Source organism: Sphingobacterium sp. DR205 (assembly GCF_011064245.1).
Lineage (GTDB): Bacteria > Bacteroidota > Bacteroidia > Sphingobacteriales > Sphingobacteriaceae > Sphingobacterium > Sphingobacterium athyrii.
In genome coordinates, this window is the sequence record NZ_CP049333.1 from 3,724,330 (window position 1) to 3,737,893 (window position 13,564).

Annotated in this window: 9 protein-coding genes; 3 read left to right on the forward strand and 6 right to left on the reverse strand. The window is 43.0% G+C overall.

Going from position 1 to position 13,564, the window contains the following annotated elements:
• Window positions 1-4 precede the first annotated feature (4 nt).
• The 3 genes from G6053_RS15955 (at window position 5) to G6053_RS15965 (ending at window position 3,709) form a co-directional block, all read left to right on the forward strand.
• Window positions 5-1,030 (forward strand): DUF5627 domain-containing protein, encoded by a 1,026-nt coding sequence (locus tag G6053_RS15955; RefSeq protein WP_165307113.1) that lies wholly within the window; start codon window positions 5-7, stop codon window positions 1,028-1,030.
• Between the two features lie 23 nt (window positions 1,031-1,053).
• A complete protein-coding gene (locus G6053_RS15960) occupies window positions 1,054-2,739 on the forward strand; it encodes an endo-1,4-beta-xylanase (RefSeq protein WP_165307114.1) in 1,686 nt (561 codons plus the stop codon).
• A gap of 118 nt (window positions 2,740-2,857) precedes the next feature.
• On the forward strand, window positions 2,858-3,709 hold the full coding sequence (locus G6053_RS15965; RefSeq protein WP_165307115.1) for a sialate O-acetylesterase: 852 nt from the start codon (window positions 2,858-2,860) through the stop codon (window positions 3,707-3,709).
• Window positions 3,710-3,830: 121 nt separating this feature from the next.
• Here the strand turns inward: G6053_RS15965 and G6053_RS15970 are convergent, their stop codons facing one another.
• The 6 genes from G6053_RS15970 to G6053_RS15995 form a co-directional block, all read right to left on the reverse strand.
• Complete coding sequence (locus G6053_RS15970; RefSeq protein ID WP_165307116.1) at window positions 3,831-4,973, reverse strand: AhpC/TSA family protein; 1,143 nt, start codon at window positions 4,971-4,973, stop codon at window positions 3,831-3,833.
• 32 nt (window positions 4,974-5,005) lie between these two features.
• A complete protein-coding gene (locus G6053_RS15975) occupies window positions 5,006-6,427 on the reverse strand; it encodes a PKD-like family lipoprotein (protein ID WP_165307117.1) in 1,422 nt (473 codons plus the stop codon).
• A gap of 1 nt (window position 6,428) precedes the next feature.
• The gene (locus tag G6053_RS15980) at window positions 6,429-7,241 is read right to left on the reverse strand and encodes a DUF4843 domain-containing protein (RefSeq protein WP_165307118.1); all 813 of its coding nucleotides are present in this window, start codon (window positions 7,239-7,241) and stop codon (window positions 6,429-6,431) included.
• A gap of 11 nt (window positions 7,242-7,252) precedes the next feature.
• Window positions 7,253-8,740, reverse strand: a complete 1,488-nt coding sequence (locus tag G6053_RS15985) for a RagB/SusD family nutrient uptake outer membrane protein (protein WP_165307119.1) — start codon at window positions 8,738-8,740, stop codon at window positions 7,253-7,255.
• 75 nt (window positions 8,741-8,815) lie between these two features.
• Entirely contained in the window at window positions 8,816-12,190 is a 3,375-nt protein-coding gene (locus tag G6053_RS15990) for a SusC/RagA family TonB-linked outer membrane protein (RefSeq protein ID WP_108633871.1), read from the reverse strand.
• A 113-nt stretch (window positions 12,191-12,303) separates the two neighbouring features.
• On the reverse strand, window positions 12,304-13,500 hold the full coding sequence (locus tag G6053_RS15995; protein ID WP_165307120.1) for a FecR family protein: 1,197 nt from the start codon (window positions 13,498-13,500) through the stop codon (window positions 12,304-12,306).
• Window positions 13,501-13,564 lie beyond the last annotated feature (64 nt).

The following is a 13,564-nucleotide window of genomic DNA, read 5'->3' on the forward strand; positions in this document are numbered from 1 at the left end:
CACGATGAAAAAGATCAATTTCCTGTACGCGATGGCTTTAGTAAGCCTGGCGTCCTGCAAAAATAACGACTGGGAGTTCCCGGACTTCGAATTTCAATCAGTATACTTCGCCTATCAGACACCCGTCAGAACAGTGACTCTGGGCGAAGACATCTTTGACAACAGTCTCGACAACCAACATAAGGTAAAAGTCATGGCAACCACTGGCGGTGTGTACAACAACGGAAAAGATATCCGTATCGATTTTGTTGTTGACAATAGCCTTACACATGGACTCAGCTACCCTAATGGGCAGCCGATCACGCCATTGCCGACCGATTACTATCAGCTCGCAGGCAACCAGATCAACATTCCGAGTGGTAGTCTTACGGGCGGCGTGGAGGTACAGCTGACCGATGCTTTTTTTGCCGATCCCAAGTCGCTGGAAACATATTACGTCTTACCGTTAAGGATGACAAAGGTTGTCAATGCCGATTCCATACTATCCGGTAAAACTTCCTTACAGACCGCCAATAGGGCAATTGCATCCGACTGGGATGCCGTACCAAAAGATTTTACCTTCTATGCCCTCAAATATATCAATCCTTGGCATGGCAATTACCTTCGTCGCGGCACCGATCAGATCGTTGGCAAAGGTGCTAACAGCAACTTGACTAAAAATGTTGTCAGGCGCCAGGCTTATGTCGAAAAAGATGAAGTCAAAAACCTCACGACAGCGGCACTTAAGAGGTCGATCTTGCCCCTCGCTTTTAAGGGAGCAGATGATGTAGACATCAATGTCAATCTAAACTTAACCTTTGATGACGAAAACAATTGCAGCATTAGCTCCGCCAGTTCCGGGATTTCAGTTACGGGAACAGGAAAGTTTGTCAAACGGGGCGAAAAAAATAGCTGGGGAAATGCGGACAGGGATGCGCTTTATCTATCCTATGCTATTGAAATGACAGAAATGAGTGTTACAAGCAAAGATACGCTGGTGATGCGGGACAGATCCGTCAAAATGGAAACTTTTACGCCAATCAAAAAGTAGTATCAAATCAATCATGAAAAACCATGAAAAAAATCAATAAAACTATCGTCATCCTACTTTCGCTCGGCACCGTCTGGAGTTCCTGTTCCAAATATCACGCTCCGGAATATACAGTCGATAAACCGGAAAAAGTACTCGCACAAGAAGATATAAACGCCTACAATCCCCTAAAAAGTTATTTAGACAAACAGGCAAATCCAGGGTTTAAACTTGGCGTTGCACTCAACATGAATGACTATTTCAACAAAGGGGTACTGTACCGACTTGCAAACCGCAATTTTGAAGAGATGGTCATGGGCTATGAAATGAAGCATGGCTCCATTGTGCAAGCCGACGGAAGCCTGAATCTATCAGGTGTAGAACAGCTGATCACAGCCGCACAGGAAAACAACATGGCGTTATATGGGCATACGTTGTGCTGGCATTCGGGACAGAATGCCGCCTATCTGAATAAGTTAATCGCTCCTGTTGTTATACCAGGTTCGGGTGGCCCGGCACTAGCTGGTCATGCTTTAAAAATGAGCAACCCTTCTGTTGTCAATCCCTGGGAAGCACAGACAGCTTATGGCATTAATCCCACCGAGGTGGGTAAAGAGTATGTCTTGAAGATTGTTGCCCGGGGCACTAAAGCAGGTAATATTAGCATTGATCTGCAGCGCACCCCCGAATATACAGGGGACAATATGGGGTCATTGGCATTGACCACAGGCTATCAATCCTACGAGCTTAAAGTAACAACGACTGATGCACGAAATAACTTCATCATCAATTTTGGCCAATACGACGGCACTATTTTTATCGACAAGGTCGTGCTCACAAAAACAGGTAGTTCAGCCAATCTGATTGCCAACGGGGACTTTGAAAGCAATATTGATGGCTGGGGTGGCTGGGGAAATAACTCTACTAGAGCACAGTCTGCAGATAGTGAGGGTTATGGCAGTCCTGGAGGCTACATTATTGAAAAAACACCGGAAGAGAAAGAAACCATACTCACCAAAGCGCTGGAGACATTTATTGCTGGTATGCTGGAAAAAACCAAAGGTTATATCAAAGCCTGGGATGTCGTTAACGAACCGATGTCCGACTGGCCAGACCAATATGCCTTAAAGACCGGAATCGGAAAAACCGATCTGGCTGATGACGAATTCTACTGGCAGGATTACTTAGGGAAAGATTATGCCGTAAAAGCCTTCCAGCTTGCCCGCAAATATGGCAATGCCAACGATCTCCTATTCATCAATGACTATGGCTTAGAAGGCAGTGGCAACAAATGTAAGGGGCTGATCGCCTATGTCAGCTACATCGAAAGCAAAGGTGTTAAAGTGGATGGGATCGGCACCCAGATGCACATCGATATCCATACCAGCAAAGACAATATCGTCAGTATGTTCAATCTATTGGCCGCCACAGGTAAGATGGTCAAAGTATCCGAGCTTGATATTGGCTTAGGAAATGGCATCAAGACTAGCAATGCCACTGCTGAGATGTATCAGAAACAAGCTGACCTGTACAGATTTGTCGTTGAGAAATATCTCGAAATCATTCCAAAAGATAAACAGTACGGTATTACCATATGGAGCCCATTGGATAGCCCCGATCATGAGAGTTCATTCTGGCGTCGCGGAGAGCCAATTGGTTTATGGACCGAAGGATTTGTCCGAAAGCCCGCTTACCAGGCTGTTATTGAAGCTTTGATGCAAAAGAGATAGATCATAAACTACTAAAACGAAACACTTATTTTTTCCAAATCCCTTACATACATCCTTTTTCGCGGTAGGTAATACTTACCGCGAATACCTTTTTTAACAAAAACATTCAAAATTCATTATGCAACAAAAATTTTCTAACATTTTGCAGCTTCTTATTCTATTTTATAGTTTAACTGCAACAGCAGCTTTCGCCCAAGACAAAAACTTTCATATATACCTTTGTTTTGGACAATCCAATATGGAGGGCCATGGCCAATTCGAACCACAGGATACCATCACCAATAGTCTGTTCCACGTACTTGCGGCAGTAGACTGCCCCGAATTGGGAAGGCAGTATGGCAAGTGGTCTCCCGCCCGTGCACCGCTCACGCGTTGTCATACGGGACTTACACCTGCAGATTATTTTGGCAGAATGCTTGCAGAAAATCTTCCCCAAAATATCGAGATAGGTGTCATCAACGTTTCGGTAGGTGGTTGCCATATTCAGTTATTTGATCAAGACAGCACGGCCAGCTATGTGGCAAAGGCACCGGAGTGGATGAAATCCATGCTTGCAGCTTATGACAATAACCCGTATCAAAGACTTGTAGCATTAGCCAAAATAGCACAACAGAAAGGTGTAATCAAAGGCATCTTACTTCATCAGGGCGAATCTAACACGGGCGATCGCGGATGGCCTAATAAAGTAAAAAAAGTATATGGAAATCTATTGCGCGATTTGCACTTGAAAGCAGACGAAGTGCCCCTACTTGCAGGCGAACTCCTATCGGCCGAAGCCGGAGGCAAATGCGCAAGCATGAACAGCATCATCCAGACCTTGCCTGCCACTGTACCGACAGCCCATATCGTCTCCTCAGCAGACTGTGCCGGCATTGGCGATGGACTGCACTTTAGTCCGGCAGGATATCGGCAACTGGGCAAAAATTATGCGACCAGCATGGTTAAGATTCTGAAGAAAACACAGCAATAAAAAAGCTAGGGATTCAATCCCTAGCTATAATATATTCCCGTCGTATTGAAGATCATCAATGTATGTATCTTTCATATTCGGCATCATTCCGTTCACGGGTCAATGAACATGCACTAGCTCCTTAGTTTCCAAAAATTTTGGCCAATTCCTGATGCAGCAGTTCTCCTTTAATATTGATCGCAACAATGTTTCCTTTCGGATCCACCAGATAATTCTGTGGCACAGCACGTACGCCATATAATACTGCAGCCTCATTGCTCCAGCCCTTTAGATCTGCGACATGTACCCAAGGCAATCCATCATCCTTAATCGCTTTTATCCAGGCATTTTTCCCTTTTGTATCATCCAGGGATACAGCGAGCACTTCCAATCCCTTACTTTTATATTTTTTGTATGCCTTCAATAAGTTGGGGTTTTCAGCACGACAAGGACTACACCAGCTTGCCCAAAAGTCGATCAGCACATACTGGCCTTTAAAATCGGATACTTTGACCATTTTCCCATTTGTGTCCGGTTGGGAAAAATCAGGAGCCTTATTGCCAATTTTCACACTCCTTTCAGCTAGAAAGCGTGCTTCCAGCTGCCGTGCATTCGTCATTTGACGCACCTCTTTGGACAGCTTCAAAAATAAAGGTTCAATCTCACTGAGCTTGCGTTTATTGGCCGCATCAATAAGAGCGTCCACCGCAAAGATTGAACTCGGATTTTTTGCTGCAAATGCCAGTTCCTTTACCCGACGTGCTTCAAACTTTGCCTCAAACTTTTCGTGAATCGCTTTGTACTGTTCATTGGCGTCAGCTGCATTTTTATCTACCGCAGTAAAAGCCCTGTTTCCAGCATCAATAATATCCATGAAACCACCGCCAATTTCATTTAAATAAGCGACATACGCGTTATGCAACGGCGACCCTTTTATCGTAGCGGTACGCAACGAATCTTTGATGGTCATGTTGTAAGTCTCATTGGCCAAATAAAAGTATAAACGGTCACCAATATTCTGTGCGATCAATTTTCCTTTGCCCTCTTGATCAAAAACCATTCTTGAATAAGCAGGCTCCTCTACTGTCCCTTTAAAACTAAACTTGCCATTCACAATAGCAGACGAATCCGATGCCGGAAATCCATCTTTTGTATAATCCAGATACACTTTTTTACCATTGAAAGCTTTTGGTACACTTCCATTGATCTGGAAATTTGCTTGCTGCGCAAATGATGCCACGGGTAAAAATGCCAGTGCCAAAACTGCTATTTTTAAATTTTTCATGTTTATATGATTAGATTTTATTTTTATTCTTTTTACTTACGCCAGGTCATGTCAACAGGATTTCCCGGAATACCCTCGATTTTTTTGACAAGCTCGCCATTTTTACCGACTTGAATATCGAGATAATAGAGTGTTCCTACTGATCCAACAATAAGAGTATTCTCATCATCCTCCAATTTGAGCATAGTGACCTCGCTCTTAATAGCCGTCTTTAATAGTTGCACTTGTTCACTCAAGGGGTTGTAGCGAAAAACTTGATTTTGTACTGCAACGTAAATATACCCACTACGACTTGCCAACATTTTTGTATCAGCGGTGATCCATTCTGGCCGTATAAAAAGTCGTTTATGACCCGAAGTGAAGTTAAATGGCCCCGAAAAGTTCACATTAAACATCAACTCATAGATTTGACCAGTTGCATTTTTCACATAAGCGTAGGTGTCCGCATTATTGATCTGCACCAACTGCAACAAGTCCATACCTACATTAGTAGGATTAAAAATAGCTGAATTAATCGCACTATACTGCGTTCCAAAATACATCGGTGACCCAAAGAGATTAATGCGGACAAATTGTTTCTTATTTTTTTCAAAAGCAATGACCGTATAATTGTTGTTAGCTGTCGAAAGCACAAATTTCGAAGCCAAGTCATACTCCCCATCCGCATACGTACCAAACATCCCATAGGTTGCCGACTGATCCCATGTTGTTGTTGCTCCACCATAGAATTTATCATTGATTACACCCAATAGAACCCCTTGTGGATGCGCCTGAAGATTCCCAACCTTAATGGTCGAAGGAGCTAAAAAGAAATTATCGAATAAAGTCCCAGGCTTTAAACTCTCCTTTTTTAGGGTATTAACATTCAAGCGAACTCCGGCTTGCTTCGAAATAATCCAATAACCTAACGGCGTATTGCCCGTAAATTGGTTCCTTACATAGTGCAACTGCAAAGGGTCTACCGGTAGAGGTTGCCCATTAATAACTTCATAGATATTAGGCTGAACACTGTTGTCAGGTTTAATAAAAGAGAGTTTACCAGTACCCTGATCCTGAGATAAGACCAAAGTACCTCTAGAAAACTCTGTCACCCCCTGGATTTTAAAAGGGTAAAAATATTTCATCCCATTAGCTTTGTTTGTTACAGTAAGCCGAGCGGTATAACGTTTTGCTTCTAGACCAAAAACTATCCTTAGCGCATTCCCTTTATAATGGTTGGCTTCAGGCACAAGGGCCTCCGGAACATCAATACGCCAGTCACATTCCAGATCTTCGGTAGCTATACCTGTAATTTTAGGCTGTACAATAAGACTATCGCCTGTCATTGCTTCATAGAGCGTATCCAAATTTTGTAACACCGGTGACTCAGGCATATCGATAACGTAATTTCCTTTGTCCTTATAGCAGGCCGCTAACAAACTCAATACGACAATGCTTATTATCAACTTTTTCATTTTATCTAAGCTCCTTTCCTGATTCATCAATAAAGAAAAATTTACCCACGCCAGTATTTTTTTTCAACTGAATTGGTCGATTGGGATTGTCCTTATGGTAGAAGATATAGCTTTGACCATTATCTCTGCTTTCCAACACATAGCCTTTTTCAGGATGGTCCGCTACCCATTTAAAAGGATCATTAAGCATAATGGTCAACAAATTGGCAAAGTAGAGGTTCTTTGGAGCATCCAATCCCTCGGTGGACAGCTGCCGTTGTTCTGTTGCTATAAAAAACAATTGATGCCTTACCCTTGAATATTCACCCAATGGTGACCAATTATCCCACCAATTTGGTTTTTCCAGTTGTGCCGAAAGAACGATATATGTTCGTATCAGCCGTGGATCATCAATACCGAAATCTGGGCTTGCTTTCAATTTTAAGATAAGCGATACTGATTTTTGTTCTAAATCCCTGGTATTATGGATAATTAATGGCACATAGCCAATTCCGCGATCTGCTTCCAAGGGATATTCTGCGAACAATGCTTCATAATGTTCACTACTCCGTGCAGTGGAGGAATCCTTCTCCACGTAAACCTGAAAATGGCGCTGATCTCCCATCCGATTGCCCATTAACCGAACAGGGATATAAAGTGTATCCGATGCTCTGGTCATTTCATAGGCAAAAGTATATACGATACTATCGCGTGCTTGTGAACTCAGATCGAAATAAACATTAGCAGCTGCGTCGTATGTTTTTAGTTCTGTTTTCTGACAAGAAAAGAACAGGAATAAAACAAATGGCAGCAGTATATAACTATTTTTTTTCATTCTATTTTATATTAGCGTTGTCCATAAGTTATTTCATCACTCGGCAATGGCCATACAAAGATTTTTTGGTTTGCTGGAATGACGGTGCCTTTTTCTCCAATAATAGAAGCGTTTAAACGCTTATAAGCATAAAAAAGCTGGCCTTCGGCATACATCTCCTTACGGTATTCCTTGAGTAATTCTGTGCGGAATTTTGTCACCGTCGATACGTCTGCAGGTTCTCCTATACCGCGCTGTATGCGCACCTGATTCAGATATTGTGCCGCTACAGTAGGGTTGCTTTCATAGTTACATTCAGCAGCAATATAGTAGAGCTCGCTTAAGCGTATCGCTGGCGCCATTAGATAATGCAGATTAGCCTCAAAATCATCACTGAATGTGTTTCTATTGTATTTTACCAGCGAACTTAAAGCCGTAGTGCCCACACTCACCGAACCGAACCATTGGGTATAACGAAGATCACCGCCGCCGTTTCCACCAACTTCATAAATTGTCCGTCCCTCTTCTTTATCCAGATTCATCCGCCCCGTACTAAACCATTCTTGATTATACTCCAGGTTCATTCCGGGAATATACCAGGCAAATAAAAGCTCTTTATAAAGAATCCTGTCCTTCTTATCCTCCTTGACGGATTGAAAATCAGTGTTATTTGTCCAAGGAAATTTATTGGACGCAACGACTTCCAGCGCATTTGCTAAAGCGTTGGATTTATCTCCTTTATAGAGATACACCCGGGCTAGCGCACCACATACGGCATAATAATTCAGCCGATGTCTCCTATTTTGCAAAAAGAGACTGCTACTGCTCAATTCCGAGTTCGCCAATGTGTCCCTTTCTGTTGGATAACCTACCACATAAGAAGCCGCGCGTATTGGATCTACCTTTAATAAATCTTTCGCGATCGTCAGATCTGCAATGACAGAATCCAGCACTGCGGACACTTTGCTCAAGGGCGTCGTTTTATTTGAATATTTTGTAACATAGGGAATTGCATCTGCCTGCGCATTCACGATAGGTGCTGGAGCAAACAAACGTAAGGCGTCGAAATGAAGGAACGCACGCAAAGCCAGCGCCTCACCCTTGATCAAAGCATAGTTGTCTCCAACAAACAGATTTCTTTTTCCATCGATTTCGGCTAATAAAAGATTAGCATTCACTATCCCATGATATAAACCTTTCCAAATATTGTCTTTGCGATCTTTAAAGTCACCGTCATCGTATAAAAATCGCGCGGTCTTTTGATAACGAAGAGGATCATTGTTTGGAATGGTATAATTCTGTACGAGGACTTCAGGTGTGCCAATTGTCAATTCTTTACCGTAGAGATCGCCGTTAGCACAGCGGGTATAGATTCCCAATAGTGCTTCCTTAAAACCATCCTCCGTAGTAAAGAGCCGGTCTTTTTCGACCTCACTCTGTGGCTGTATATCCAGCCACTTCTGACAGGAAAACAGAAAGATACTGCAAAGTAAGAGGATAAATATATTTTTCTTTTTCATATGTTAGTTCGTTTGTATCAAGCAATTTTCAAGAATAAGATTGTTATCAATCTACATTCTTGGTCTTAGCAAACCTTATTTAAATCTAGCCTGTAATGTTAAGGTCACTGATCGTGCAAAAGGATAGTTAATGCCGCGCTCCTCCTTCACATTAGACCAGCGAAAAATATCATTGCCGATCAGGCCTATGCGCAAACTCGCCAGCGCCAAGCGATTGGCAAAAGCTTGATTCGCATCATAAGAGATATTCAGGGATTGCAGTGTTAATAGATTGTCTGGCATCACAAAACGAGAAGATAACTCGCTTCGTCCCAAATCCTCAATACTCTTAAAAAACGTGTGATCTCCTGGATTTTTCCATCGTTCCTCAAGCACTCTGGCATCCACATTGTAACGTGGGTCTGCATTTTCCACGCGATCTACGAGGGTCTGGTTATAGGTTTTGCCCCCCATACGCGTTTGGAAATAGGCGACCAACATCCACTGCTGGTAACGTAAGGTGCCCCCGAAAGACCCCTCCATTTTTGGTGTAGCTACACCAACTACCGCGATATCCCGTGGATCCCAGGTATAGGTCAGGCTACCATCTCGTTTCACAAAGACTTCCCGTCCGCTTTCAGGATCTATACCCAACGATGGAACTGCGTAAATGGCATCCATTGACTGTCCTTCCTCATAACGCAATAAGGGCACAGCTTTAAATTCATCTTTCTGCTGCTCCTCATCTGCACGTTCATTGTAACTTTTCAATGCGTTGGAAATACGCACAATCTTATTACGATTTTGTACCAGATTAGCCAGCAAGCTCAATGTCCATTTCTCACTTTTGATCGCCTGCCAATTGACCCCAAGCTCGATTCCCTTATTCTCCATATCGCCCAGATTTTCCTTATAGGAACCAAATCCTGTTGAAGGAGCAATATTGATGTCCGCCAAAATATCCTTCGTAATTTTACTATAGTTACGCAGTGAAAACGTTAATTTGTTACTCCAAAAGCCGATATCTACACCCAAGTCCACCGATTGCGTCCTCTGCCAAGCAAGGTTCTCATTGCCATAATTACGCACCGTACTTCCTAATCCCGACGAATACCAATTGTTTTTATCATAGGAATAAGTAACGCGCGACATATAAGGGTCAAATTGAACTGAACCCGTCAAACCAACAGTTGCTCGAAGGCGTAGCTGACTAATTACCTTGGTGGCAAACCATTTTTCATTATGCATATTCCAGCCGATTCCCGTCGACCAAAAAGGTGCAGTCCGCTTATTTGCACCAAACTTTGACGAACCGTCGATGCGTAAGGTCGCATCAAACAGATAGCGGTTGTCATAACTATAATTACCACTTAAGAAAGAACCAAATAGACGAGAAGCGCCTACTTTTGTTTCGGGGCTTTTTCCCTCTTCATAACCTTTCGCAAAACCAATGTCAGTAAAACGGTCATTCGGAAAACCAATTGCTTTGAAATAGCGTTCATCATAACTTTCCGTTCTTATATTGGCACCAGCGATCATATTGAAATAATGCTTTCCTATATTTCGGTCCCAATTCAAACGTACATTTCCATCCCAATACAACTCGTCGTTGCTATAACTTCCATAGCTTCCTCTTTCATCTGCCCTAGAAGTTTCGTAGGAATAAAATTCGTTAGACAAAGGCGAACGGAAATCGTCACCCGTATTCATCCGTTTCAACAAAGAAAGCAATCCCCGAAGGCGCAGCCCCTTACCGAGATCAACGTCAGCTGAAAGGTTATTCAATAATTCGGTATAGCCCGATTTGTTATAACTGCTCAATGTTGCATCATATGCAGGATTAAGCACATACTCCTCATTTCTATTTCCTGAAGGATCTACCCTGATCCAACGATCCGACAATTGTGTGATGTTACCTTGATCATCTTTCAGTCTATAATAAGGATTCATTTTAACAAAATTTTCAAAACTACCATAAGGAGATTCACGGCCATCGACAACAGTAATGGAGAGCTCATTCTGAAAACGAATTTTATTTTTTGGATTGTAACTAAAATTCAATCCGCCAGAATACTGATTTCTGCCAGAACCTTTCATCACCCCCGGCCGCGTTTGGTAACGCATATCCACACCATAGCGAAAAGTTTGTGCCCCACCTTCCAAGAAAACGCCATGTTTTTGCCCAACTGCTGTGCGTACCGGTTGCGATAGCCAATAGGTATCTATTCCCCCAAGTACATTTGCCAGTTTATGATAGTATAATTCGTCCAATATGTCCTGCGATTGACGTTGTTTCTCACCATCATAGAGCCCTGCAAGCTTCTCATAAGCAAGCTTATCCGTTGCATTTAATAGATTATAACCTGACAAATCTGGCATATTGACATTAGTTTCATGCGTATAGGTTACCTGCAATTTACCTTCTTTGGGAGCCTTGGTGACGATTACCATTACGCCATTAGCTGCACGTGAACCGTAGATAGCGCTCGCCGCCGCATCTTTCAACGTGGTGACACTCTCAATGCGCGTCATATCCAAATCCATTACTTTTTCCAGGCTAACTTCAAAGCCATCCAAGATAAAAGCTGGTAAATTCATCGTTGTCGTGACATTATCACGACGCAGCACATCTGTACTTCCACTCGGTAACGCTGAGGAACCACGCACATTAATATTAGGAAGCGCATTGGGGTTAGACCCAGCTAAATTGTTGGGCAAAATTTTAAAAGAAGGATCAAATACCTGCATGGCCTGTAGGACGTTTTGCGGATTTACCTGCCGCAGCTCCTCCCCGCTTTTGGTAATTGCTGTTCCCGTGTAGGAATCTTTTTTTAGCACCTGATAACCGGTAACAACAACCTGCTCTAGTGCATTCGCCTCTTCTTCCATCTGTACGTTGTACTCCTCTTTATTTTCGACCAAAGTAAGGCTGAAGTTTTTATAACCAACCCGACTTAATGTAAGCGGTTGCATTGTACCAACAAAGGAAAAATGTCCCTCTTGATCGGCCACTGCGATGGTATTGCCTAGCTGTGAAATATTCACTCCGGAAAGAGGCATCCGGTCTTTTCCCAGGACTTTTCCCCGGATCTGTTTTTGGAATGATTTTTCCCCTTGCGGAAGGCTTTTGGCTTCAGCTTTCCGTCGACTTGCTTTCCTTTCCAGGAAAATTGTCTTCGATTCAATTGTATAGCCGATTTCCTGCGGACTTAAAATTTTATCAAGAAATAATCTAAGGGGCATTTTGTCCGCTTTGATGGAAATTGGCTTTGCCGATTCCAACATCTTTTTGGCTCCAAGCACCTCATAGTTCGTCTGAAGTTTGACAACCTGCAGCACATCCATCAGCGGAATATTGCGCCCGGCATAGGTTACGGTCTGCGCATTTACCTTATGGCCCAGCTGGACTAAGACAGCAAAAACTAGCCATAAAAGGGGTCTGGTCGCTTGTGAAAAACAACTTAATTTCATTAATTCTAGTTAGTTTAGTTAGGTTAGATTGCAGGATCCATTTGCTTAGATGATAGGATCCACTGCCCAATTTGTTAATTCATATTGTATGGTAATGTATAATTTTTCGTTCTTTATTGCCCTCCTTTCTGTGCTTTAGGATTATTATTTTCAATGATGAGTTTCCCATCGCCCGTCAAATGATACGACAGATCCTGGTCTTTTAATATTTTGAGGATGGTTGATAATTTGCTCGTTCTGAATGTTCCTCCGAAGAAGGAAACATCAGGTACATCGCCCTTATAAACCACATCAATCGCATACCATTGGGACAGTTCATCCATGACCTGCCGAAGTGATTTTCCGTCAAAGTTAAATTTTCCGTATACCCAGGCGATTTCCTGCTGTACGTTGACCGGATGCTTGGTCAGCTCCGTTCCGGTGTTGACCGACTGATCGCCTGGCAGCAAGGTTACTTTTTGGCCTTTGATCAGCTCTTTTACCTCCACTTTTCCCTCCAGCAAAGTTGTTTTTGTCTCTGTTGCTGTCTGATAGGCATTGAGATTAAAGTGTGTTCCAAGTACCTGTACCTGCTGATTTTGGGTGTGGACTATAAAAGGTTGATCTTTCCGTTTTTTAACTTCAAAATAGGCCTCGCCTCGGAGACTGACCTCGCGTCTGTCTTTCGCGAATACTGTCGGGTAAGATAGTATCGTCCCTGCATTTAGTTTGACCAGAGTACCATCGGGCAAAGTGACTTCGTAAGTACCACCACGCGGAGTTTCTATCCGGGCAGATACTGCGGCGTTGATCGACGCAACCTCATGACCGTCATCATAACGTATGCCATTGCCATCGATCACGACTTGTTTTTCGCCCCCATTCAAGGCATACTGTCTGCCGTCCGAGAGCGTTATAATCGCCTGATGCGAAGCCGGAAGGCGGTCATTTACAGCCACCCGCTGCGTTTGAACCAGTTGACTGTTATCCTGATTCCAGTACCAAACGACAGAAAGGGCCAACACCACACTGGCGGCGGCAACATAAGGCCATAAACGCTTCAGTAGCCCAGACCTTTTCTTTGAAGAATGGAAGGAAAGCTTAGCTTTTATCGACTCAAAATTACGTTGCTTTTCAAAATGCTGCAAACTAGCATACCCATCACGCTGCTGTGCCTCATCCAGACAACGTTGATAGATCTGTTTGTTCATTGCGGATTCTTGTAGCCAGCTCTCCAGAAAAAGGCGGTCTCCGTCGCTAAGCGTTCCCCGCATTTCGTGGAGGACAAGCGAACTGATACGAATAAGTTTTTCTACTTCTTTAGAATCCATTTTGAACTATTTCATCTATAGATACCACACCAATTTAAAAAAGTACCAAAGGCAATAAAAAAAA

What these genes read in the sequence shown, in the direction of transcription:
- G6053_RS15960 (WP_165307114.1), top strand. Translation starts at nt 1,054, where the DNA reads ATGAAAAAAATCAATAAAACTATCGTCATCCTACTTTCGCTCGGCACC.
- G6053_RS15955 (WP_165307113.1), top strand. Translation starts at nt 5, where the DNA reads ATGAAAAAGATCAATTTCCTGTACGCGATGGCTTTAGTAAGCCTGGCG.
- G6053_RS15970 (WP_165307116.1), bottom strand. Translation starts at nt 4,973, where the DNA reads ATGAAAAATTTAAAAATAGCAGTTTTGGCACTGGCATTTTTACCCGTG.
- G6053_RS15985 (WP_165307119.1), bottom strand. Translation starts at nt 8,740, where the DNA reads ATGAAAAAGAAAAATATATTTATCCTCTTACTTTGCAGTATCTTTCTG.
- G6053_RS15995 (WP_165307120.1), bottom strand. Translation starts at nt 13,500, where the DNA reads ATGGATTCTAAAGAAGTAGAAAAACTTATTCGTATCAGTTCGCTTGTC.
- G6053_RS15965 (WP_165307115.1), top strand. Translation starts at nt 2,858, where the DNA reads ATGCAACAAAAATTTTCTAACATTTTGCAGCTTCTTATTCTATTTTAT.
- G6053_RS15975 (WP_165307117.1), bottom strand. Translation starts at nt 6,427, where the DNA reads ATGAAAAAGTTGATAATAAGCATTGTCGTATTGAGTTTGTTAGCGGCC.
- G6053_RS15990 (WP_108633871.1), bottom strand. Translation starts at nt 12,190, where the DNA reads ATGAAATTAAGTTGTTTTTCACAAGCGACCAGACCCCTTTTATGGCTA.
- G6053_RS15980 (WP_165307118.1), bottom strand. Translation starts at nt 7,241, where the DNA reads ATGAAAAAAAATAGTTATATACTGCTGCCATTTGTTTTATTCCTGTTC.